Here is a 23,406-nt window from a genome sequence, read left to right as displayed (position 1 = left end):
GGCAGAGGCCCCGCGTGGCTTAACAAAACGGCCGCTGCAGTCGCCTGTAATGAGTGACCAAGCTTACTCGCAGGATGCCATCATGCTCTCCATCACCAACAATTTGTCTGTCAGCACCGATGCCTATATGGATCTGCTGCAAAAGCAGACGGACACCGCGCGCAAAAATGCCGAGGTGATCGACCGCCTGTCGACTCGTGCCGATCAGGACCAGAAGGCGCTGGCGCGCCAGCGGGTGGAGGAAATCAAGAAGCAGATCGAGGCGCTGCGCAAGATGCTGGCGCTGTTTGGCGGCAAGGACGCCAAGGCGGTGTTGCAGCAATTGAAACAATTGGCCAGCCAGTTGAAGCAGGCCGCCGGCGTGCTGAAGACCGCCGCCGATACCGGTTTCCCGGATATTTCCGCCGTGCCGGCCGATGAGCAGGGCTCGGCGGCAGCGGCGACATCGGCCGGGGAACCCGCCACCGATGGCCATGAGGAAGCCCGCCAGGCCTATGCCGAGCAGCAGTCGTCGGCCGAGGCGGAGGTGGCCGGCGCGGCGATGCGCGGCGCCTCCGACGCGGCCCAGCGCGCCGAGGACGCCAAGCAGGTGGAGGCCGTTACCCAGGCGCTCAAGTCGCTGAAAGCGGCGCTGGAACGCCAGGTGAAAAAGCAGGATGGCCGGGTCTGATCACTTGCCGGCTTTGCTCACTTCCACTTCCCACTCCACCCCCGAGTCGATCTTGTTTTTGGCGGCGTAGTTGCCCTGGTTGAGGGCGACCGCGACGTCGAGCAGGCTGTTCAGATACACCACCGGCTGGCCCTTGGCCACGCCGCCAAAGGTGTGCTCGTAGGGCGCCACCACGGTATGTACCAGCTTCTTGTTGTGGAAGAAGCGCACCCGCACCCGTTCGTGCTCCTTCACGCCCAGCTGTTCAAACAGCGCCTTTGGAATATTGGTCCAGACGTTGCCGTACTTGACGTCCAGCACCGGGATGATGCCGCGCAGCTTGCCGTCGCTAAGCGCGGCCTTCTGGTAGGCGATCTTGATCACGGCGTCGCTTGGCAGCAGCGGGCCGACCTGCTCGAAGCTGATGGCGCCCGAGGCCAGGCGCGCGCCGACATAGGCGTACACGTCGCGGCCATGGAAGGTGTAGGACTCGCCCGAGCCGGCGCGGCGGTTGATGCTTTCGTCGATCTCGCGCACCTCGGCCACGCCGTCGCGCTCGGCGATCAGCGTGAACTGGCCGTTGTCCGGGCCGACGAAGTAGCGGCCGGCCTTGGTCTTCAGCACCACCGACTTGCGGCTCGTGCCCACGCCCGGATCGATCACCGACACGAACACCGTGCCTTCCGGCCAGTAGTTGGCGGTCTGGAACAGGCGGTAGCCGCCGACCCAGATGTCGTAGTCGGGAATGTTGTGGGTCAGGTCGGCCACGGTCAGGTCGGCGTCGACGCCGTAGGCCACGCCGCGCATGGCGGAGACGGCGCCGTCGGAGGTGCCGAAGTCGGTTTGCAGCACCAGCGCGTGTTTGGCGGCGAAGGCCGGGGCGCTCAGGGCGGCGCTCAGGGCCAGGGCGGTGAACAGTTTTTTCATGGGGTCCTTGAGGTTAGAAGGTGTAGCGCGCGCGGGCGTAGAAGTAGGCGCCGTTGACGCCGATCGGATTGATGAAGTTGTAGGGCAGGGCGCCGCCATAGGTGGCGTTGTTGGTTTCACGCACGCGCTGCGGGTAGCGGTCGAGCAGGTTGTCGGCGCCCAGTGACAGCGTCAGTTGCGCGGTCGCTTGGTATTGCGCCTCCAGGTCCAGCGTCCACACGGCGCCGAAGCGCTGCGCGTGCACACCGTCGATGACTTCGGCGTCGGCGTCATACGAGAAATCCTTCAGCGGGCCGAAGCGCGTGGCGCGCGCCAGCAAGCCCCATTGCGCCGCCTGCCAGTCGGCGCTCAGCACCAGCTTGTTCTTCGGCGAGGCGTTGCGGATGCGGAACAGGCTGGTGTCGGTCAGCACCGTCAGCGCCGGATCGATGCTGGCCAGCGCGGCCGAGCTCTGGTGCACGGCGTCGATGCGCGTGTGGTTCAGATTCAGCGCGGCGCTCAAGTTCAGCTTGCCGCCGGTGAGGGCCAGGTCGTGGTTCAGCACCGCGTCCAGGCCGCTGGTGCTGGTGTCCAGCAGGTTGGCCAGGTAGGCCACCGACTGGATGTCGCCGCGGCCGGCGCTGGCCAGGTAGGCGGTGGCGGCCTCGCTTTGCAGATCGCTGGTGCGGGTGATGCGGTCCTTGATGCGGATGCGGTAGCCGTCCAGCGTGACGCTGGTGTTGCGCGCCGGCTTCCACGCCAGGCCGAGCGACAGATTGGTGGATTTCTCCGGCTTCAGGTCGCGCGCGCCAAACGCGCGCGCCAGCGGATCGCTGGCCGGCAGCAGCGAGGCGGTCTGCAGGCCGCTGCCGTCGCTGTTGAAGTTGAGCGTCGAGAAGCGGAAGCCGGTCTGCACCAGCGCCGGCGCGCGGAAGCTGTTCGACAGCGAGCCGCGCAGCAGGAACTGGTCGGTGAACTTGTAGCGCGCCGACAGCTTGCCGGTGCTGGCGCCGCCGAAATCGCTGTAGTCCGAGTAGCGCGCGGCGGCGCCCACCAGCAGTTGCCGGGTGAGATCGCTTTCGATGTCGAGATAGACCGACTTCAGGTGGCGGCTGCCGTCAAACGCATCCTGCGGACGCAGACCGGGACCGGCTTGCGCGCCCGGCGGCGCGGCGGTGAACGGCCCGGCGGCATACGCGGCGGCGTCGCCCGGCGTGCTGGTGTAGGTTTCGCGGACGAACTCGGCGCCGAGCGCCAGGTTGACCGGCACGCCGAGGTCCAGCGCGCGCGTGAGGTCGGCGTTCAGCGCGTTTTGCCGGTAGTCGAACGAGGCCAGGTGGAAGCTGGTCGGGCTGGCCGCGCCCAGCGAGGCGTTCAGCGAATGGCTGACGCCGTAGTCGAACTGGTTGCCGCCGTGGCGGGCGCCGAGGTCCCATAGCCAGCCGGCGCTGGCGAAGCGCACACCGGCGACGACGCTGACGTCGGTCGAGTCGCCATGCGTGACCGGGCGGTAGCCGTTCGGATACACCGCTTCCACGTTCGACGGATCGCCCGGATAGCGGAAGTAGGCGCTGCCGTCCGACTGGCGCTGGTTGGCGGTGGCGAACGAGTAGGCGTCCACGCCCTCACCCAGCGGCAGTAGCGCGTTGTAGAAGGCGTAGTTGTTGTGCGACCGCGAGTCGCCGGATTTAAACACGACCTTGCCGTCCAGCGCCTGATCGGCTGGCGTATAGTTCCACGAGGTCCAGCCGGCGTCGCTGAAGCCGGCGCGCTGGGTTGGATTGCGGCTGCGGCTCTCGGCGCCGAAACGCAAGAAGCCGGCGTCGCCCAGCGGCACGCCGTAGTCGGCGTTGGCGATCCGGGTCTGGCCGTCGGTCTTGGTGGTGTGGGTGGGCTGGAAGTCGGTGTGGTTGGCGCCGTAGCTGACCGAGGCCGAGCCGCCGCTGCGCTGCTGCTTCAGCACGATGTTGATGACGCCGGCCACGGCGTCGCTGCCGTATTGCGCGCCGGCGCCGTCGCGCAGGATTTCGATGTGGTCGATGGCGCCCGGCGGAATCGCGTTGACGTCCACCGGCACGGTGCCGGCGAAGCTGCTCTCGGTGTCCAGCACCGCGCTGGCGTGGCGGCGCTTGCCGTTGATCAGCACCAGCACCTGGTCCGGTGCCAGGCCGCGCAGCTGCACGCCGCGCACCGAGTCGGCGGCGCCGCTCGATTCAATGCGCGGGAAATTGATCGACGGCGCCAGCGCCTGCAGCGCCGCGCCCACCTCGCCGCTGGACAGCGCGTTCTGCACCTCGCGCGCGCCGAAGCGGTCGATCGGCACGGCGGAATCGAACACGGTGCGGTGGCGCGCGCGCGAGCCGACCACGGTCACCTGGTCGATGGTGGCGGTGTCGCCGTTGGCTGGCGTGTCTTGTGCTTGCGCTTGCGCTTGCGCGAGGGCGGCTGGCAGCGCGGCCAGCGCCAGCAGCGGGGGAAGCAGGTAGTGGTGCATGGGATGTCCTTGCGAGAGATGAGGCGTCGGTCCACGATCTTACGAGCAAGGGAAAAGAGTTCCTACGAACAAATCCTAATATGCTTATGCCACTTTTTCGGTCTAGTCCGGCAAGCGTTCGTTGATCGCCAGCGCCTTGTCGATATGCTTGATCAGCAGGTCCACGTACAGCGGATCGAGGTGCTGGCCCGACACCTCGCGCAGATGGTCGATGACTTTCTCGATCGGCCAGGCTTCCTTGTAGCAGCGCTTGTGCATCAGCGCGTCGAACACGTCGGCGACGGCGACGATGCGCGCGTACAGGTGGATGTCCTCGCCCTTCAGGCCCTGCGGATAGCCGCTGCCATCGAATTTCTCGTGGTGCTGGTGGGCGATCACGGCGGCCGCCTTCAGGATCGGGCGCTGCGAGCCGTCCAGGATCGACAGGCCGACGGCCGGATGCTGCTTCATGATTTCCCATTCGGCGGCGTCGAGCTTGCCCGGCTTGAGCAGCACCGCGTCCGGCGTGGCGATCTTGCCGATGTCGTGCATCGGCGCGGCGTGGCGCAGCACCGCCACCTCGTCTTCCGGCAGGCCGGCTTGCTGCGCCAGCATATGGCAGACCTCGGCCATGCGGCGCACGTGGTTGCCGGCTTCGTTGGAGCGCGATTCGACGACATCGCCGAGACGCATGATCAGCTCGGCCTGGGTGTCGGTGATTTCCTGGCTCAGCAGAATGTTGTCGAAGGCGATGGCGACGCCGGAGCAGAACACCTCCAGCAGCTTGGTGTCGATTTCGGCAATTTCCTCCACGCCCTTGAGCACCAGCAGCGAGGCCTTGCCGCTGGCGTTGGGGAAGTAGCCGATATAGGTGTCGCCCTGCACGCGCGAGATCTGGTTGCGCTTGGCCTGGTCCAGCTGGGCCAGCAGCTCGGGCGTCAGCAGGGTGCCGTCCTCGTCGCCGATCTGGGCCAGGATTTCGTAGTCATTGGCGCCGCTGATGGCGGTGGCGCCGCGCAGGCGCAGCAGCATGCTGTGCTCCAGGCGCAGCAGCGCCACCACCTGCTGCAGCAGGCCATTGGCGAAGTCTTTCAGATTGCGCTGGCGGAAAATGTGCGAGGAGGCGGCGATCACGCGCTCCAGGCCCTCGCGGTAGTTGATCTGGGCGCGGTGGGCTTCCTCCACCTTCATGATGTCGCGGTAGGCGCGCAGCGCGGCGAAGGTGGTGGTGAACAGCTTGGTGCGGTCGAGCTCGGTCTTTTCCTTGTAGTCGTTGATGTCGTAGTTGACGATCACCCGTTCTTCCGGCGCCTGGCCCGGCTGGCCGGTGCGCAGCACGATGCGGGTGAACTGGTTGTCCAGATCCTCGCGCATCCAGCGCGCCACTTCCAGGCCGCTGTCTTCCTTTTCCATCACCACGTCGAGGAACACCAGCGCCACATCCTGCTCGCGCGCCAGCACTTCCTTGGCCTCGGCGCCGCTGTAGGCGTGGACGAAGCTCAGCGCGCGGCCGTCGAGGCGGAAGCGGCTCAGCGTCAGTTTGGTGATGTCATGAATATCCGGTTCGTCGTCGACCAACAGGACTTTCCACGGCGCGAGCTTGGGCGAGGCAGAAGACAAAAAAGACATATGAACAGTTTCCGCAAAATATTTCAGCTGAATGACAGTGGATTGTAGTCTTACCTAAAGCCATTAACAACAGGCAATAAATATTCCCGCTGCTGTGCACAACACCTTGTTCGATGGATTGTACGCCGCAGGCGATCGCGGCGGCGCGGCGTTGGTCTCGTGTCACGCCGATGTACACGCTCAACAATACTTCGTTTTTGGCAATATTGCTATCTAAAAACAATGAATTTTGTAACGGCGGGCGCGCCGTGTGACTTTGACGGCGGCGCCGCTATCGGTGAGAATTCCCGTCATACCCTACACACGCAGAGGACCCCATGACTTCCACCCCGCCGCGCGACGACGTGCGCCTGATCGATTGCAGCGAAGCCGAGCATGCCGAGGCCATCCTGGCCATTCTGAACGAGGCGATCGTCAACTCGACCGCGCTGTACGACTACAAGCCGCGCCCGCCGGCAGCGATGGTGGCGTGGTTTGCCGCCAAGCGGGCGCATGGCTTTCCGGTGGTGGGCGCGGTCGACGCCGCCGGCCAGTTGCTGGGCTTCGCCAGTTGGGGAACGTTCCGCGCCTTCCCGGCCTACAAGTACACGGTCGAGCACAGCGTGTACGTCCACCCGGCGCAGCGCGGGCGCGGACTCGGCGTGCTGCTGCTCGATGAGCTGATCCGGCGCGCGCGCGCCGCGCAGGTGCACGTGCTGGTCGGCTGCATCGACGCCACCAACCGCGCCAGCGTCGGCCTGCATCAGCGCCTTGGCTTCACGCATTCCGGCACGCTGCCGCAGGTCGGCTTCAAGTTCGGTCGCTGGCTGGATGCGGCGTTTTACCAGCTGACGCTGGACACGCCGTCGCAGCCGCAGGACGGCTGAGCTGGCGGGTTAGACGGCATCGGCCGCTAAAGCGTGCAGATCGGCGTTGTTCCGGCGCATGATCCCGGGCAGTTCGGCGGCGAGGAAATCGATGAAGGCCTTGACCGCCGGCACCAGGCCCCGGCGTGACGGGAACACGGCGTGGATCTGGTGGGCGGCGGCCTGGTACGTCGGCAGCAGGCGCACCAGTTGCCCGCTGCGCAGCGCCTCGCCGCACAGATTGGCGGGCACGATCGCCATGCCGGCGCCACCGGTCGCGGCCGCCATCACCATGTGGATATCGTTGGCAAATAAAGCCGGAACATAGGCAATGTCGACTTGATCGCCGCCGGCCGAATACAGTTTCCAATACGGTGAGTCGGTGTCGGTGACCTTGGGGCCGAGGCCGCGTTTGCCATGCAGCGCCGCCGGCGTATCCAGCGGGCCGTGGGCGCGGATAAACGCCGGGCTGGCGACCAGGATCTGCTCCACGTCGCCAAAGGCGCGCACCACCAGATTGCAATCATCGAGCACGCTGCGGGCCCGCAACGCCACGTCAAAGCCCTCGCCGATGACGTCGACCCGGCGGTTCGACATTTCCAGCTCAAGCTTCACATTCGGATAGGCGCACAGAAAACGCGCCAGCAGCGGCAGAATAAAGACATGCGCCAGGCCGCTGGGCGAACTGACGCGCAGCCGGCCCGCCGGCTGCGTACCGGCCTGCTCGGCGATTTCCACCGCCGCCTGGGCGGCATGCGTCATGCGTTGGCACTGGGCGTAAAACGCGGCGCCGACATCGGTGACGTGGACCGCGCGGGTGGAGCGTTGTAGCAGGCGCACGCCGAGCCGCTGCTCCAGGCCGGCGACGCGGCGGCTGACACGCGATTTTTGCGTCGACAGCGCGAGGGCGGCGGCCGAGAAACTGCCGTGTTCTACAACGGCCGCGAATATCGCCAGATCATTCAGGTCTTCCATGTCGGTGTCATTTTCAGTTTTCCTCATTCTATCGTTGAGATTGTTCTATTTGTAGAACAATGTTGTCTATTTTCAACATCTACCGTGCTGCGGGGAAAACCGCTAAGCTTGTTGGTTTGACCATCATTTTTTTCAACTTTGAGTGCATCCCTATGTCCATTAAACAGCGCCTGTTGCTGATGATTTTGTTGATCTCGTTCCTGCTGCTGAGCCTTGGCGGCTATAGCCTGGTCAATCTCCACCACAGCAATCAATCGCTGAAATCGGTTTATGAGGACCGCGTTGTGGCCTTGGGCAGGCTCGACAGCTCGGCGCGCAGCATGCTGCGCACGCAATGGTATCTGTCGCTGGCCGCCATCCATGACGGTGCGCCGGCCGCCATGGCCGATGAGTTGCGGGGCACCATGCAGCGCACCGAGGAGACCTGGCGCGAGTACACCAAGACCTCGCTCACCGAACGCGAACAGCAATTGATGCGTCAGGTCCAGGCGGCCATCGACGCGCTCAACGCGGAGATTTACGAACCCGGCGTCAAGGCGGTGCGGGCCGGCGACACGGCGTTGGTCACGTCGCTGGCGCAGCGTTCCAAAACCGCCTATGAGCGCCTGCGGGTGCCGCTCAACGATCTGGTCCAGTTGCAGCTTGACGTCGCCCAGCAAGAATTCATCGAAGGCCAGCAGCGCTATACCACCACGCTGTGGCTGTCGATTGCCGCCGTGGTCATGGGCCTGGGCGGCACGGCCGGACTGGGGATCTGGCTGATCCGCTCGATCAGCGCGCCGCTGAACTACGCGGTGGAAGTGGCGCACGCGGTGGCGCAAGGCGACCTGACGCACCGTATCGACAGCACCTCGCAGGACGAGGTCGGCCAACTGCTCGGCGCGCTGCGCGAGATGAACGCCGGCTTGCTGGGCATCGTGTCGAAGGTGCGCGGCGGTTCCGAGCTGATCTCGACCGCTTCGGGCGAAATCGCCAACGGCAACCTCGACCTGTCATCGCGCACCGAGCAGCAGGCCAGTTCGCTGGAAGAGACCGCCAGTTCCCTCGAAGAGCTGACCTCGACGGTGAAGCAAAGCGCCGCGAACGCCGACCACGCCAGCGAGATGGCCTCACGCGCGGCCAGCGCGGCGGCACAGGGCGGCCAGGAAGTGCAGAACGTGGTGGCCCACATGAGCAGCATCCAGGGCAGCTCCGCCAAGATTGTCGAGATCATCGCGGTGATCGACAGCATCGCCTTCCAGACCAATATCCTGGCCTTGAACGCGGCGGTCGAGGCGGCGCGCGCGGGCGAGCAGGGGCGCGGCTTCGCCGTCGTCGCGACCGAGGTGCGCACGCTGGCGCAGCGCAGCGCCGCCGCCGCCAAGGAAATCAAAACGCTGATCACCGATTCGGTCGAGCGCATCAACGAGGGCAGCGCGCTGGTTGAGGGCGCCGGCAACACCATGCACGCGGTGGTGGCCTCGATCGCCAATGTGCGCGACCTGATCGGCGAAATCAGCGCCGCCAGCCGCGAGCAAACCGCCGGCATCGAGCAGATCAACGAAGCGGTGATGCAGATGGACAGCGTTACTCAGCAAAACGCGGCGCTGGTCGAACAGGCCGCCGCCGCCGCGCAGTCGCTCGAAGAGCAGGCCACCAACCTGATCGTCACCGTCGGCACCTTCAAGCTGCCGGCCGAGGCGTCGCACCGGCCGCGCCAGCTGGCGCAGGCGAATCCGGCGCTGCTGACATAAGCCGCCCAACCGCTCCTTACAGTACCGGCACGCTGAGCAGGCGGTCGTCGCCGCTCTTCGGTGTGCCACGGCCGTCGGTGTTGTTGGTCAGCACATAGAGCCGGCCATCGGGCGCTGCCGCCACGTCGCGCAGGCGCCCGTATTCCTTGACGTAGAACTCGCTCGCGGTGCCGGTGGCCGACAGCGGCACCTTGCGCAGCCGCTCGCCGCGCAGGTTGGCGATGTAGAGGTTGCCGCCGCTGATGGCGATGCCGCTCGGGCTGGCGTCCGAGGTGGCCCATTGTTGCAGCGGGTCGATGTATTTGCTGTTGTTGGCCTTGCCTTCGACATCCGGCCAGCCGTAGTTGCCGCCGGCCTTGATCTGGTTCAGCTCGTCCCAGGTGTTCTGGCCGAATTCGGCGGCGTACAGGCTGCCGTCGCCGGCCCAGGCCAGGCCCTGCACATTGCGGTGGCCATAGCTGTAGACATACGAGCCGCTGAACGGGTTGTCGGCCGGCACGCGGCCGTCCGGCGTCAGGCGCAGGATCTTGCCGCCCAATGAACCGAGATCTTGCGAACGGCTGGACGCGCCGGCATCCCCGGTGGCGGCGTACAGCATGCCGTCCGGGCCGAAGGCGATGCGGCCGCCGTTGTGGTTGCTGCCGGACGGAATGCCGCGCAGCAGCGTCTGCGCCGCGCCCAGGCGCACGCCGGTGCCGGTGCCGCTCAGCGGATAGCGTTCTATACGGTTCTCGGCGCCGGCGGTGAAGTAGGCGTACAGGTAGTTGTCGCGCACCGCGATGCCCAGCAGGCCGCCTTCGCCGGTGCCGCTGACGCCGGCAATGGTGGCGATGGTGGTCAGGGCGCCGTTGGCGCCGACGGCCTGAATGCGCGCCGTGCCGCGTTCGCTCACCAGCGGCGTGCCGTCGTGGAAGGCGATGGACCAGGGGATTTGCAGGCCGGTGGCCAGTGAGCTGGGGCCGCCGGTGGGCGCCGGGATGGTGGGCGTGGGCAGCGGCGTGGCCGTGTCGCCGGAGCCGGAGCTGCCGCCGCATGCGGCAAGGCCGCAGGCGGCCATGGCGGTGCAGAGTGCTTTCAACATGGTGGTTCCTCCCGTTGGCGGCTGGACAGGTGGATTATCGGTCGTGTTGCCGGAGGGTGACGCACGTTAGCCGGTGACGGCGCCGCGGTGATTGGTAACAAACTTATTCAACGCGCGCGCCGATCGGTGAAAAGGGCTATATTGCTTGTATAGAATCCACGCGAGGAGAGGCATGATGCGCCCGATCACCCAAACCGTGCTGGCAGGGCTGTTAGCGCTGCTGGCGTCCAGCGCCGCGCTGGCGCAGGTGAGTGTCACCTACGTCAAGCCGGACGATTACACCGATATGCCGTTCAGCCCGGTCGAGCGGGAACGCACGTTGAAGGATTTCAGCGACTATTTCGCCACGCTCAACAAAAAACTGCCGGCCGGGCAGACGCTGAAGATCGAGGTGCTGGACATCGATCTGGCCGGGCGCATGTATCCGCAGCGCGGCGCCGACGATATCCGCGTCATGACCGGCGGCGCCGACTGGCCGCGCATGCATCTGCGCTACACGCTGGCGGACAACGGCCAGGTGCTGCGCAGCGGCGACGAGGAGATCGCCAGCATGAATTACCAGTGGAACCGCACCAGCTATTTCGACAGCGACCCGATGCGCTACGAAAAACAGATGCTGGACGACTGGTTCAACAAAACCATCGTGCCCAAGGTGGCGCAGCGTTAGTTCAGTCGAGGCGGTTGACTTTGGGGAACTTGGCCAGGAACTCCGGCGGCATCGGCGTGACCTCGCGGCGGTGATAGTTGAAGAACACGAAACCGTACTTGGCCAGCGCCACCAGCGTGCCGTCCCGCGGGCGGGTGATGCGGAACACGATGTCGCCGCCATACTGGTTGAAATCCATCACGCCGACCTCGAAGATCAGCTGGTCGCGCGCGTGCGCCTCGGCCTTGTAGGTGGTGGCCAGGTCGGTGACGATGATGCCCAGGCCGTCGGTGCCGGTTTCCTGCAGCCCGTACTCGAACAGGAAACGCGCGCGCGCTTCCGAGATCATCGAGATCATCGAATCGTTGCCGAGGTGGTTGGCGCCGTTGATGTCGGTCACCCGCACCGTCAGCTGGGTGGAGAAAATAAACAGGTCGTCCGGAAAATCCAGCTTGAGGCGGGCCATGGGCGTGCTTTCTTGTCGATGATCACGCCATTCTAACGCAGCCGCATGGCCCCGTCCTGCCTCCTGCGTCCTGCTTGCCGCTTACAGCAGCTCGCTGAGGAACACCAGCGTATTGCCGTGCGCGGCGGCGGCGGCGCGCTGCTGGTAGGAGGCGCGGTGGTTGCAGTTGAAGCCGTGCTCGGCGTCGTCGTAGACGTGGATTTCCACCTGCTCATTGTGCTCGAACGTCTCGGCGATGCGTTTCACGGCTTCGTTCGGGATATGGTCGTCCCTGGCGCCGAAGTGCATCAGCACCGGCACCTTGATCTCCGGCGCGCGCTCCAGCGCGTTCTGGATGCCGCCGCCGTAGTAGGCGACGGCGGCATCGACCAGGCCGTTGGCGGCCGTGTGGTAGGACAGGCGGCCGCCGAAGCAGTAGCCGAGCGCGGCGACCTTGCCGCTCACGCCGTCCAGGCCGCGCAGCACCTTCAGGGTGGCTCCGATGTCCTGCTGCGCCTTGGCGAAGTCGGTGGCCTGCATCAGTTCGACGGCGCGCTGCCAGCCGGCTTCATCGTAACCCAGCTCGATGCGGGCGCCGTGGCGCCAGAACAGGTCCGGCGCCAGCACCACGTAGCCGTCGGCCGCGTACTGGTCGGCGACGTTGCGGATGTGCTGGTTGACGCCGAAGATTTCTTGCAGCAACACGATGCCGGGGCCCTTGCCGCCGCGCGGCAGCGACAGGTAGGCGCCGAAGGCGCCGTCGGCGCTGTCGATCTCGATCCACTGGGAGTTGGTTTCCATGCTGGTCCTTGTGCGATGGTCAGAAAGCGGCCATCGTAACCTGTTTTGCCGGCGCTTGCAGCCCGGCCGTTTCAGTTGTACACCTCGCGCAGATAGATCAGCGGGCCGGAGCGGTAGACGCCGAAGATGACGGTGCCGAAGCCGCTCGGCAGATACTTGATCAGCTCCGCCTTGTCCTTGTCCGGGTCGTTGTCGAAGGCGGTGTTGTGCAGCGCCACCTCGACCAGGCCGTTGCGGGTCAGCGCCGGCGTTGGCTGGGTCAGGCGGAAGATGCCCTTGCCGTTGCGGAAGGTGATGCTCTCGGTGGCCAGCTTGGGCATGGCGCTGGCGTTGCAGGGCTGGGCCGCGTTGCCGCTGTACAGCCCGTTCTTGCAGTTGCGGTACTGGAGGTAGTAGGTCTTGACGCCGGCGTCGGTGCGCGACAGCGACACCGTCAGCGCCTGCGACTGCGCCGCCGGCTGGCTCGGGTCTTCCGGCGCAAAGCGCGGGTTGAACACGTAGGCCCTGCCGTTCCAGTACTGCGCCTTGGCGGTCACCGGCACCGTGCCGGTCAGCGGGCCGCTGACGCTTTCGATGTCCAGCCGGCCGCTGACCACGGTGATCGGCGGCTCGGCGAAGCCGGCCGAGCTGGCGCCGTCGCTGTCGGTGGCGCGCACGGTGATCGTGGTCGGCGCCGTCGGCGCGGTGGCGAAGTCGTAGCTGGGCAGGAGGTTGGTTGCCGCGCCGGCCAGCGTGCCGACGGTTTTCTTGCTGGCCGGGTCGTAGGCAAAGGTGAAGGGCGGCGTGGCGGGCGGGGTCTTGGTCCAGTTGAAGTCGCCGACGCTGCTGGGGACCGCGGCGCTCGGGGTCGCCGTGCTCCATGCGCTGAGCGCGATCGGGCGCGCCGCCGCGCCGACATAGTTCTGCGGCGACAGGTAGGCGCCGCTGGCGTCCTTGAGGCCGACGTAGGCGTTGATCAGCAGCGGGATCGGCTGCTTGGAGTAAACGAACTTGCCGTTGGCGTTGCTGCCAGCGCAGGGGTTGCTCAAGCCGGTGCTGGCGCAGTCCATCGGCGTGCCGGCCAGCAGCGCGACGTCGAAATGGTCGGGCACGAAAGTCAGGTCGACCGACTGCTGCGGGTTGAAGCCGGTGGTCGGGTTGCCCAGGTAGTAGCCGTTGCTGCCGTCCAGCTTGACCGTGACGCGCAGCGTGCCGGTGTCGTCGAAGCGCCATTGTCCCGGCGTGCCATCGGTGGCGTCGGCCACGCCGTTGGCGATGCCTTTGTAGCTGCCGATGGTGAGCGGGGCGTTGCCGTTGATGGGGTTGATCAGCACCGGCGTCGGCAGCATGAAGTTCTGTGGCGTCGGGCTCTCGCGGCCGAAGTTTTTGGTCGGCACATCATTGTAGTTGAGGGCGGTCAGGCGTACTTTGAATGGCTCGCTGGCCTTGGCAAAGGCGGTCGCCGAAAAGAAATTGGCCGGCGTGTTGATGCGGATCGGTTCGAGCTTGATCTTGGCCGGCGCGGTGGTGAACTGGGTCGTGCCGCTGGCGCTCAGGCCGTTGGTGGCGTAGGCGGCGCTCAGGCTGGTCACGCCGACCTCACTGTATTGCAGCGATGGCGACGGCGTGGCCACGCCGTTGCTGTCGAAGGTGAGATTGACGTCGGTGGTGCCGCCGCCGCAGCTGAGGTTGGTGCCGGCGACGCTCACCCCGACCGCGTTGGCGTTGGCCGGCAGCGGATTGAGGTAGCCGCAGCTGAACTTGACCGGCACGGTGGCGCCCTGCACCAGCGGCACGCAGCTGCCCAGGGGTGAGTTCTTCAGCGCCTGCACGCTGAGCTTGACGTTGGGCGTCATCGCCACATGGTCGGGCGCGCTCAGCACCAGGCCCTCGTCCTTGAACACCATCTGGCAACTGGCGTTGTTGGCGCCGGTGTTCTGGCAGACGTTGGCGTTGTTGACGCCGGCAGCGGTGGCCGACAGCGTGACGCCGGCGTTGCCGGTGGCGGTGCTGTAGCGCACCTGCGCGTTGGTGGTGCCGGTCACGTTGACATCGCCGCCGCCCGGCGACAGCGTAACCTTGGTGGTGGTGCTGACGGTGGCGGTGCAGGCGGCGTTGGCGCAGGCCTTCAGTTCCACCGTCTGCGGCTGGCAGGTCAGGCCGAAGCCGCTGTGCTTGATCTGGAAGTGGTGCACCGCCGAGGTCCCGCTGGTGCACTGCAGCGGATGGTTGTAGAAGAGCGGCCTGAGGACGCAATTGCATTGACTGCCTAACAGGCCGGTGCAGGTGATGAAGCCGGTCACCACGTTGTCGTAGTCGAGGTAGATGGTATTGACGGCCGCGTTGCCGTAGATGTTGGCATTGCTGTTTTGTGTGACGACGTTGCGCGCGCTCAGATCGCCGTTGATACTGCTGCCGGCCTGCATCAGGACGTCGCCGCTGACGGTGACGTTGCCATTGATGTTGGCGCCGGCCGCGTTCATCAGCAGGCCGCCGGCGTTGACGGTGCCGGTCACGGTGGTGCCGGAGCCCATGTTCAATATGCCGGTGGTGTTGATGTCGCCGGTGACCTTGGAATTGGCGGGCGCCAGCACGATGCTGGGCGAGCTCAGATCGCCGTTGACGGTGCTGCCCGAGCCGAGCAGGAAGGACAGGCTGGCGTTGACCGAGCCGTTCAGTGTCACGCCCGAATTGGTGGTGACGATGGTGCCGCTGATGTCGCCGCCGACGGTGATGCCGGAATCGATGTAGACGGTGGTGGTGGAGGTGATCGAGCCGTCGATCCGGCCCGGCGAGTTGGTCGTCACCGCGCCGGCGGTCACATTGCCGTTGACCCGGATGTTCGAGCCGAGGGTGGCCACGCCGCTGGCGTTGACCGAGCCGGTGATGGTCACGGCCGAGCCGGTGTTGAGGCTGCCGGCGCTGACCGAGCCGTTGATCGTCATGCTGGAGTTGAGCGCGAGGTTGCCGCCGGCGATGAGCGTGCCGCCACCGATGTCGACCGAGGCCGGGTTGACATTGGACAGGTCGATGCTGGTCAGACCGGCGCTGCGCAGCACCGAGGTTCTACCCATGATCAGGCCGTTGTTGAACGTGGGGGCAAATCCGGTGTTGGTGATCACCGTATAGCCGTCGGCGATGATGACCTTGTCGTTCCAGACAGGCAGTTGGATGCTGAGGCAGGTGTAGGTTTTGGTCGCGGCGGCGAGCGAACAGTTGCCGATGGCGCCGCCGTTGAAGTTGACGTCGGCGGCGGCGTTGCCGCTCCAGGCCAGCAGCAGGGCGGCGGCCCAGCAGCCGCGGCGCAACATGGTCAAAAAATTAATCCACACGGAACAGTCCTTAAAGATCACTGCCTGAATTATAGGCGGTTAAGCACCGTTGCCGCGTGGAATTTTATTAAGGGTTGGCTGTCAGCGTTTGACCTTGCCGAAGGCGTCGCCGGCTTTCCAGGTCTGCATGGTGGGCGCGTTGGCCACCTCGTAGCCCAGGTTGAGCGTGAACTGCGCCTGCTGCACCATGCCCGACAGGTCCCAGTCGGCGTGGTACTGGTCGCTCGGCTGGTGGTAGTCCTGCTTGAACGCCACCAGGCGCGCGCTGTTTTTCCGCTGGTCTTGCACGAAGTCGAAGTGGCCGTCGCCGGAGAACACCGCCGAGCCGACGTTGAACGCCGGCACGCCGGCCTTGGCGAACGAGAAGTGGTCGGCGCGGAAGTAGGCGCCCGACAGGTCGGGAATGGCCGGCGCCAGCTTCATGCCCATCTTGCTGGCCACCACGCCGGCCGCCTCGTACAGGCTGCTGCGCTCGGCGCCGGCGACGCCGATGTCGCGCGTCTTGCCGACGAAGTTCATCGAATCGAGGTTCAGGTCGGCGCTGGTCTTGTTCAGCGGCCAGGCCGGATCGCGGATGTAGGCGGTGCTGCCGAGGAAGCCGGTTTCCTCGCCGGCCGGCCACAGGAAGATCTGCGTGCGTTTGGCCGGCTGCTTGACCGCCGCCTGCGCCATGGCCAGCAGCGCGGCCACGCCGGAACCGTTGTCGATGGCGCCGTTCCAGATGTTGTCGCCTTGCTGGTCCGGGTCGATCCCCAGGTGGTCCCAGTGCGCCGAGTAGATCACCGCTTCCGACTTGAGTTTCGGATCGGCGCCCGGCACGATGCCGACCACGTTGTACTGCTCGATCTGGCGGATCTTGCTTTGCATTTGCGCGTGCATGGTCAGCTTCAGATCGACCGGGCGGAAGTCACGGCGCTCGGCGTTGGCGCGCAACTGGTCCAGATCGAAGCCGCCGGCGGCGAACAGCGCGCGCGCCGTGTCTTCCTGCAGCCAGCCTTCGAGCTGGTTGCCGCTGCCGGCCAGGTGGAAGCGCTCGTGCGCGAAGCTGGTGGCCGGCACGCTCCAGCCGTAGGAGGCCGACGGCGTGGTGTGGATCAGCAGCGCGCCGGCGGCGCCCTGGCGCAGCGCCTCCTCATACTTGTACATCCAGCGGCCGTAGTAGGTGTAGGCCTTGCCGGCGAAGCGGTTCGGTTCCTCGGCGGTCGGCTGCGGGTCGTTGACCATCATGACCAGGATCTTGCCCTTGACGTCGACGCCCTTGTAGTCGTCCCATTTTTCTTCCGGTGCGATGGCGCCGTAGCCGACGAACACCAGCGGCGCGTCGAGGGTGACGTCTTCCTTGCCGCTCATGGTGCCGATCAGGATCTCGGTGCCGATGGCCGGCGTCAGCGTTTTGCCGCCGGCGGCGCTGAAGCGGGCAACACTGCCCGGCAGCAGCTTGGTGCCCTCGGCTTTCACCAGTTGGCGATAGGTGCCGTCGGCCAGCGGCTTGAGGCCGAGCACCGCCGCCTGCGTTTCCAGATAGCGCACGGTGAGGTCGCCGCCGCGCTGGCCGGTGCCGCGGCCTTCGAACAGGTCGTCCGCCAGCAGCGACAGGTGGGCGCGCAGCGGCGCCTCGGCCACCACGGGTGGTTGGGCGTGGGCCTGCAAGGCCATGCCGGCGGCGAGGGCGAGAACGGGAAGACGCATGTTTACTCCATAGTGGGGGCGGAAGGCGGTAATCTTACTGCATACCGACAATAAAGGAGAGACATGAACACGATCATCATCACGGGCGCCTCGGACGGCATCGGCGCGGAAATCGCGCGGCAACTGGCGCGCCGGCATGGCGCCAGGGTGGCGCTGGTGCTGGCGGCGCGCAATGCGGCGATGCTGGAGCAGGTGGCGGCGCAGTGCGCGGCGTCGGGCGCGCAGACGCTGGTGGTGCCGACCGACGTCTCGGTGCAGGCGCAGTGTGTGGCGCTGATCGCCGCCGCCGTCGCCCGCTTCGGCGCCATCTCCGCGCTGATCAACAACGCCGGCCGCTCGGCGCACGCGCTGTTCGAGGAGGTGGAGGACCTGGCCTGGTACGAGGAGCTGATGCGGATTAACCTGTGGGGCAGCGTGTGGTGCACGCATGCGGCGCTTCCTTATTTGAAGCAGTCGCGCGGGCGCGTCGTCGCGGTGTCGTCGCTGGCCGGGCTGGTGGGCGTGCCGGGACGCACCGCCTACAGCGCCACCAAGTTCGCCATGGGCGGCTTCTTCGAGGCGCTGCGCGCGGAATTGAAGCCAGCCGGCGTCAGTGTGACCACCGCCTATCCGGGCGTGGTGGCGACGCGGATCCGTCACCGCGGCTACAACGCGGCCGGCGGCCAGCTGGGACACAGCAGCCTGAAAGAAGATAGCGCCATGTCGGTGGAGCGGTGCGCGGCGCTGATCATCGACGGCATGGCGGTGCGCCGGCGCGAGGTGGTGATGTCGGCCAAGGGCAAGCTGGGACGCTGGCTGAAATTGATCGCGCCGGGGCTGGTGGAGAAAATCGCCTTGGCCGCGCTGCGGAAAGACGACAAGCGTTGATTGTAAGCATTTGTAATTCCGGTCAACGCGACATTTCGACGCCGCGTTTTTTGCTCATGCGACACGGGATTGTCCCGATGCCGAAACCTCGAAAAGGAATTCATCATGAACAAAGTAATCGCCTCTCTGATCGCCGGCCTGTTCGCAACCGCAGCCTTCGCACAAACGCCTGCCGCCACCCCTGCCGCCGCTGACACCAAGCCGGCCGTGACGCAAAAAGCCGAAGCGAAACCTGCCGCCAAGAAGAAGGCTCACCACAAAGCCAAAGAATCCAAAACCGCAGAAGCCGCACCAGCAGCCGCTGCGCCAGCACCAGCAACCAAGTAAGCAGTCAAGTAAGCAGTCAAGTAAGCAGTAAATTAACGTTATAAATTGTATAAATTAATTTAAAGGATTGAATCATGAAAAAAGTCATCGCTACCCTGATCGCCGGCCTGTTCGCTTCCGCTGCTTTCGCCCAGGCTCCCGCCGCTTCGGCCTCCGCCTCGGCGTCGGCACCAGCCGCCGCTGCCGCCGCCGCGCCTGCCGCCAGCGCGCCGGCCAAGAAAATGAAGCACCACAAGAAAGAAAAAGCCGCCGCTTCGGCATCGGCTTCGGCATCGACCCCGGCGCCAGCCGCTTCGGCACCCGCCGCCAGCAAGTAATTAAGCCTGGTGCTTGACGCGCCGCCCCGGACCCTCAGGGCCTGGGCGGCGCAAGAGGGAAGACGGATTCCAACTCCGTCTTCCTTTTTTTTTGCCTGTCGTGATTCCCGCGCGGCATGGGTTCCGGCCTGCGCCGGAACGACGTTGTGATTCGGTCATTTGTGGGGCATTTCATGCAAAAAAGCGCTTGTTCCGCTCAGACAGAGTAAACTACGCACAAATTTCTTTCGCAATTCGGCGATTCGAACAATTTTTTTGAGTGACGCCATGTCTGACCCAACTTCCCCTATTACCCTGTTTTCCGACCTCAATCTGGGCGCGCCGCTGCTCAAAGCGCTGAGCGACGTCGGTTACGAGACCCCTTCGCCGATTCAGGCGGCGACCATTCCGCTGCTGCTGGACAACCGCGACGTGCTGGGCCAGGCCCAAACCGGCACCGGCAAGACCGCCGCTTTCGCGCTGCCGGTGCTGGCGCGCATCGATATCAAACAGACCGCGCCGCAGGCGCTGGTGCTGGCGCCAACGCGCGAACTGGCGATCCAGGTCGCCGAGGCGTTTCAGACCTACGCCAAGCACATTCCCGGCTTCCACGTGCTGCCGATCTACGGCGGCCAGAGCTACGGCCCGCAGCTGTCGGCGCTGCGCCGCGGCGTGCACGTCGTGGTCGGCACGCCGGGCCGCGTCATCGATCACCTGGATAAAGGCTCGCTCGACCTGTCCAAGCTGAAAACGCTGGTGCTGGACGAGGCCGACGAAATGCTGCGCATGGGCTTCATCGACGACGTCGAGCGCATCCTGCAAGAGACGCCGGCGTCGCGCCAGACCGCGCTGTTCTCGGCCACCATGCCGTCGGCCATCCGCCGCATCGCCAACACCTACCTGAATCAGCCGAAGGAAGTGACGGTCGCCGCCAAGACCGGCACCAACGAGAATATCCGCCAGCGCTACTGGCTGGTGTCCGGCATGCACAAGCTCGACGCGCTGACCCGCATCCTGGAAGCCGAGAACTTCGATGGCATGATCATCTTCTCGCGCACCAAGCTGGGCACCGAGGAGCTGGCGCAGAAACTGCAGGCGCGCGGCTTCTCGGCGGCCGCCATCAACGGCGACATTCAGCAGGCACAGCGCGAGCGCACCGTGCAGATGCTCAAGGACGGCAAGATCGATATCCTGGTGGCGACCGATGTTGCCGCCCGCGGCCTGGACGTCGAGCGCATTTCGCACGTGGTCAACTACGACGTGCCGCACGATCCGGAAAGCTACACCCACCGCATCGGCCGCACCGGCCGCGCCGGCCGCAGCGGCGAGGCGATCCTGTTCATCACGCCGCGCGAAAAAGGCTTGCTGAAGATGATCGAGCGTTCGACCCGTCAGCCGATCAGCCAGCTGGAGCTGCCGACCATCCAGGCGGTCAACGATGTGCGGATCGCCAAGTTCAAACAGCAGATCACCGATACGCTGGCCGAGGGCGGCCTGGAACTGTTCCAGTCGCTGATCGAGGACTTTGAACAGGAGCACAATGTGCCGGCGGTGGAAATCGCCGCCGCGCTGGCCAAGCTGGCGCGCGGCGACGTGCCGCTGTTGCTGGACAAGAAACAACAGACGCAGTGGGAAGAACGTCCGGCACGCCAGGACTTCGACCGTCCGGATCGTGGTGACCGTGGCGACCGCTTCGAGCGCGGCGAGCGCTTTGAGCGTCCGGAGCGCGGCGAACGTTTCGCCAAGAAGGAGCGCATCGCGCGTGACTCCGAGCCGGGCATGCGCACTTACCGCATCGAAGTCGGCTACCAGCATGGTGTCAAGCCGGGCAACATCGTCGGCGCCATCGCCAACGAGGGCGGCATCGACTCGAAGAACATCGGCCGTATCGAGATCTTCGACGACTTCACGGTGCTGGACATGCCGGACTCGCTGAGCCGCGAGGCGCTGGAAATGATGGCCGGCATCCGCGTGGCCGGCCAGGCGCTGCGCATCAGCGTCGATGGCCAGGGGGCGCCGGCGCAGACGTCTTCCCCGGCTTCGGCCCCTGCCGCCAAGCCGGCGCGCGCCGACAAACCGGTTCGCGCTGAAAAACCGGCTGGCTCGCCGCTGGACCGCACCGTGCGCGCCGCCGCCGTTGCCGATGAGGTGGAGGACGCGCCGGCCAAGAAGAAAAAGGAAAAACCGGGCAAGCTGTCGGTGCCGATGAGCGCCTTCCGTGTCGAGGTGGGCCGCGCCAATGAGATCACGCCGGCCAACATCGTCGGCGCCATCGCTAACGAGACCGGGCTGGAAGCGAAGTACATCGGCCGCATCGAGATCTTCGAGCACCACTCGATGCTGGAACTGCCGGACGGCATGCCGGACGATATGTTCAAGAGCCTGGGCAAGGTCTGGGTCGGCGGCGCGCAGCTGAAGATCAGCCAGGTCGACCGCATGCCGCCGGAATCGGCCAAGCATACGCCGCCGAAGAAACCGGCGCCGGGCGCCAAGCCGAAAGGCAAAAAGTACTAATCACCAACAAGGGGCCGCAAGGCCCCTTTTTCTATCCCCACGCTGGTGCTGGATCGCACCAGAACAAGGCTTGCCGACTGCTAGCCAGCGGCTTTCCCCGCTGAAAGCCGCTGGCCCGCTTATTGCATATGTGACAGCACGTACGTGATAAAGGGCGGCGGCATCAGCGCCTTCAAACCGAAAAAATCAAGCGTGGGAGCAGAACCAATGACCGCATTCAAGTTCAAGGCGCGCTGATGCTGCTGCGCAACGACCTGCTGCACTACACGCATCCGTCGCCGCGCACCGTCCGCATCCTGTGGATCGCCCCAGGGCAAAGCCACGCCTATGTCTTCGACGTGGCGGCGTTGTCGGCGGATGTCGAGATGATCCAACTGTCGGTGCTGCACGCCGATATCCTGGCCGGCCACGCGCGCGTGCTGCCGGCCGATCCCTATCTGATGGTGGTCAGTCAGGAACTGCTGCCGCCCAAGCACCTGCAACTGCGGGCGCGCGCCTGGCGCATCATCGCGCCGCTGGTGGCGCAGGAGCCGGCCATCTACGAGGCGCGCCTGCGCGGCCAGCTGATCGCCAACGCGATCGCCGAGCATGGCGTGTCGCATCCCACCATTTACCGCTATCTGCGCCGCTACTGGCAGCGCGGGCAGACGCCCAACGCGCTGCTGCCGGACTACGGCAACTCGGGCGGGCGCGGCAAGGTGCGGCGGGCGTCGGCGGGCGTCAAGCGCGGACGCCCGCGCAAGAACCACGCCGACGCCGGTCCCGGCCTGAACGCGGACGAGGAGATCCGCCGCGTGTTCCGCGTGGCCACGGCGCGCCACGCGGCCAGCGGCGAACGCTTTTCGCGGCTGGCCGCCTACCAGCAGATGCTGGACGATTTCTTCATCGAGCGTCGTATCGACGACGCCGGCCGGGTGCACACCACGCCGGGCAGCGTGGCGAAGGAGGTGCCGAGTTTCGGTCAGTTCAATTACTGGCTCGATCAGGACGACGACCGGCCGCCGGAAGTGGTGCGCCGTCAGGCGCCTGCCACGCTGGCGGGGCAGGCGGTGGCGCCGGCGCTGAACCCGGACACCTTGCCATCCGGCCGCCCCGGCGCCGGCTTCTATCTGGACGCGGTGCGCGCCGACGTGCGGCTGGTGTCGCGCGAGGACCGCCAGCAGGTGGTCGGCCGGCCCTTGGTGTACGTGGTGACGGACAGCTTCAGCCGCATGGTGTGCGGGCTGTATGTGGGCATGGGCGAGCCGCAGTGGCAGCACGCCATGCTGGCGCTGGCGCACTGCGGTGCCGACAAGGTGCGCTACGCCGGTCAGTTCGGGCGCGCCATCGGGCCCGAGCTGTGGCCCTGCCAGCACTTGCCGGAGACGCTGTTCGCCAACACCGCGCTGACGCGGGGCTGGAGCGGCGACGCGCTGCTCAACAACTTCAATATGCGCTGCGTGGCGGTGGAGGATGGCCCGTCCGACTGGCGCGCGCTGCTGGACAAGCGTTTCGGCCTGCTGGCGCCGGACGCGCCCGGCGCGCCATGCCGGCTCGATGGTGTGCTGGATATCAACCAGTTTACCCGCATCGTCATCGACTGCATCCTGTACTACAACAACCGGCAGTCGCTGGCCAACGCCGATGGCGCCACGCCGCGCCGCCTGTGGGACTGGGGCGTGCGGCATCGCGGCGGCGGCCTGAAGGTCTATCCGGAACACCTGATCCGCTGCAGCCTGATGCCGGTGGCGCAGGCCAGCGTGACGGCCGAGGGTATCGTGCTGCACGGCGGCGTGTACACCTGCGCGCGCGCCGCCGGCGAACGCTGGTTTGAGCGCGCGCGTCTGCGTGGTGGCTGGAGCGTCAAGGTGGCCTACGATCCGGCCAGCCTGGAGACCGTGTACCTGCTGGACCCGGCCACGCCGATGCAGTTCCATCCGTGCCAACTGGTGGCGGCCGCCCCGGCCCCCGCACCATCGCGCGGCAGCACGCCGAGCTACGCCAGTTTCGTCGCTTAACTGACGTTCCACCTTTGTGCGCTGCATCGTTAAGGTGCGGCGCTTTTTTTTCGTCGGTTTCCCGTCATTGAATAAAGTTTGTCGCCCGCGCCCCGGCGCCGGGCGCGCGGACGGGTTTTTCATGGCGCACGAAAACACATTGTTTTATATCGTTTATGGCGTTCCTACGTGATTGCCGCAGTTGCCGAAAAGTGTTTATTTTTTGCACATCCGTGGCACGCC

Annotated in this window: 18 protein-coding genes; 9 read left to right on the top strand and 9 right to left on the bottom strand. The window is 65.8% G+C overall.

The window, feature by feature from the left end; translation table 11 throughout:
* Positions 1–49 precede the first annotated feature (49 nt).
* Complete coding sequence (locus GTP44_RS12545) at positions 50–670, top strand: hypothetical protein (RefSeq protein ID WP_161019706.1); 621 nt, start codon at positions 50–52, stop codon at positions 668–670.
* Here GTP44_RS12545 and GTP44_RS12540 read toward each other — a convergent pair whose 3' ends face one another.
* The 3 genes from GTP44_RS12540 to GTP44_RS12530 all read right to left on the bottom strand — a co-directional run bounded on the left by GTP44_RS12540 (position 671) and on the right by GTP44_RS12530 (position 5,657).
* Entirely contained in the window at positions 671–1,576 is a 906-nt protein-coding gene (locus tag GTP44_RS12540) for an SAM hydrolase/SAM-dependent halogenase family protein (RefSeq protein ID WP_160991382.1), read from the bottom strand.
* A gap of 13 nt (positions 1,577–1,589) precedes the next feature.
* Positions 1,590–4,049 carry a TonB-dependent receptor plug domain-containing protein gene (locus GTP44_RS12535; protein WP_161019705.1) on the bottom strand — a complete coding sequence of 820 codons (2,460 nt, stop codon included), beginning with the start codon at positions 4,047–4,049 and terminating at the stop codon, positions 1,590–1,592.
* A 102-nt stretch (positions 4,050–4,151) separates the two neighbouring features.
* A complete protein-coding gene (locus GTP44_RS12530; protein ID WP_161019704.1) occupies positions 4,152–5,657 on the bottom strand; it encodes a response regulator in 1,506 nt (501 codons plus the stop codon).
* Between the two features lie 317 nt (positions 5,658–5,974).
* Here GTP44_RS12530 and GTP44_RS12525 point away from each other — a divergent pair, with 317 nt between their 5' ends.
* Positions 5,975–6,523 carry a GNAT family N-acetyltransferase gene (locus tag GTP44_RS12525; protein ID WP_161019703.1) on the top strand — a complete coding sequence of 183 codons (549 nt, stop codon included), beginning with the start codon at positions 5,975–5,977 and terminating at the stop codon, positions 6,521–6,523.
* Positions 6,524–6,532: 9 nt separating this feature from the next.
* On the opposite strand, the gene GTP44_RS12520 is transcribed toward GTP44_RS12525, so the two are convergent.
* Complete coding sequence (locus GTP44_RS12520) at positions 6,533–7,477, bottom strand: LysR substrate-binding domain-containing protein (protein WP_161019702.1); 945 nt, start codon at positions 7,475–7,477, stop codon at positions 6,533–6,535.
* Between the two features lie 152 nt (positions 7,478–7,629).
* Between GTP44_RS12520 and GTP44_RS28030 the strand changes: the two genes are divergently transcribed.
* Positions 7,630–9,210, top strand: coding sequence for a methyl-accepting chemotaxis protein (locus GTP44_RS28030; RefSeq protein WP_161019701.1), 1,581 nt, complete (start codon positions 7,630–7,632; stop codon positions 9,208–9,210).
* Positions 9,211–9,226: 16 nt separating this feature from the next.
* On the opposite strand, the gene GTP44_RS12510 is transcribed toward GTP44_RS28030, so the two are convergent.
* Positions 9,227–10,291 carry a PQQ-dependent sugar dehydrogenase gene (locus GTP44_RS12510; RefSeq protein ID WP_161019700.1) on the bottom strand — a complete coding sequence of 355 codons (1,065 nt, stop codon included), beginning with the start codon at positions 10,289–10,291 and terminating at the stop codon, positions 9,227–9,229.
* A 172-nt stretch (positions 10,292–10,463) separates the two neighbouring features.
* Here GTP44_RS12510 and GTP44_RS12505 point away from each other — a divergent pair, with 172 nt between their 5' ends.
* On the top strand, positions 10,464–10,958 hold the full coding sequence (locus GTP44_RS12505) for a DUF3016 domain-containing protein (RefSeq protein WP_308494345.1): 495 nt from the start codon (positions 10,464–10,466) through the stop codon (positions 10,956–10,958).
* Between the two features lies 1 nt (position 10,959).
* Here the strand turns inward: GTP44_RS12505 and GTP44_RS12500 are convergent, their stop codons facing one another.
* The 4 genes from GTP44_RS12500 to GTP44_RS12485 form a co-directional block, all read right to left on the bottom strand.
* Positions 10,960–11,403: a thioesterase family protein gene (locus tag GTP44_RS12500; protein ID WP_160991388.1), complete on the bottom strand. Its 444-nt coding sequence runs from the start codon at positions 11,401–11,403 to the stop codon at positions 10,960–10,962.
* Positions 11,404–11,484: 81 nt separating this feature from the next.
* The gene (locus GTP44_RS12495; RefSeq protein ID WP_161019699.1) at positions 11,485–12,183 is read right to left on the bottom strand and encodes a dienelactone hydrolase family protein; all 699 of its coding nucleotides are present in this window, start codon (positions 12,181–12,183) and stop codon (positions 11,485–11,487) included.
* Positions 12,184–12,254: 71 nt separating this feature from the next.
* Positions 12,255–15,473 carry a DUF6701 domain-containing protein gene (locus GTP44_RS12490; protein ID WP_229256899.1) on the bottom strand — a complete coding sequence of 1,073 codons (3,219 nt, stop codon included), beginning with the start codon at positions 15,471–15,473 and terminating at the stop codon, positions 12,255–12,257.
* 102 nt (positions 15,474–15,575) lie between these two features.
* A complete protein-coding gene (locus tag GTP44_RS12485; protein ID WP_161019697.1) occupies positions 15,576–17,183 on the bottom strand; it encodes a M28 family peptidase in 1,608 nt (535 codons plus the stop codon).
* A gap of 63 nt (positions 17,184–17,246) precedes the next feature.
* Here GTP44_RS12485 and GTP44_RS12480 point away from each other — a divergent pair, with 63 nt between their 5' ends.
* From GTP44_RS12480 to GTP44_RS12460, 5 genes are all read left to right on the top strand, one after another.
* Positions 17,247–18,050: an SDR family oxidoreductase gene (locus GTP44_RS12480; protein ID WP_161019696.1), complete on the top strand. Its 804-nt coding sequence runs from the start codon at positions 17,247–17,249 to the stop codon at positions 18,048–18,050.
* Between the two features lie 105 nt (positions 18,051–18,155).
* On the top strand, positions 18,156–18,377 hold the full coding sequence (locus GTP44_RS12475) for a hypothetical protein (RefSeq protein ID WP_160991393.1): 222 nt from the start codon (positions 18,156–18,158) through the stop codon (positions 18,375–18,377).
* Positions 18,378–18,451: 74 nt separating this feature from the next.
* Entirely contained in the window at positions 18,452–18,694 is a 243-nt protein-coding gene (locus GTP44_RS12470) for a hypothetical protein (RefSeq protein ID WP_160991394.1), read from the top strand.
* Between the two features lie 267 nt (positions 18,695–18,961).
* Complete coding sequence (locus GTP44_RS12465) at positions 18,962–21,187, top strand: DEAD/DEAH box helicase (protein WP_161019695.1); 2,226 nt, start codon at positions 18,962–18,964, stop codon at positions 21,185–21,187.
* 236 nt (positions 21,188–21,423) lie between these two features.
* Positions 21,424–23,184 carry a TnsB C-terminal domain-containing protein gene (locus GTP44_RS12460; RefSeq protein ID WP_161019694.1) on the top strand — a complete coding sequence of 587 codons (1,761 nt, stop codon included), beginning with the start codon at positions 21,424–21,426 and terminating at the stop codon, positions 23,182–23,184.
* Positions 23,185–23,406 lie beyond the last annotated feature (222 nt).

The organism is Duganella lactea, from assembly GCF_009857505.1.
In the GTDB taxonomy this organism is placed as follows: domain Bacteria; phylum Pseudomonadota; class Gammaproteobacteria; order Burkholderiales; family Burkholderiaceae_D; genus Rugamonas; species Rugamonas lactea.
The sequence above is the reverse complement of the archived record's forward strand: the minus strand, read 5'-3'. Positions and strand labels throughout refer to the sequence as shown.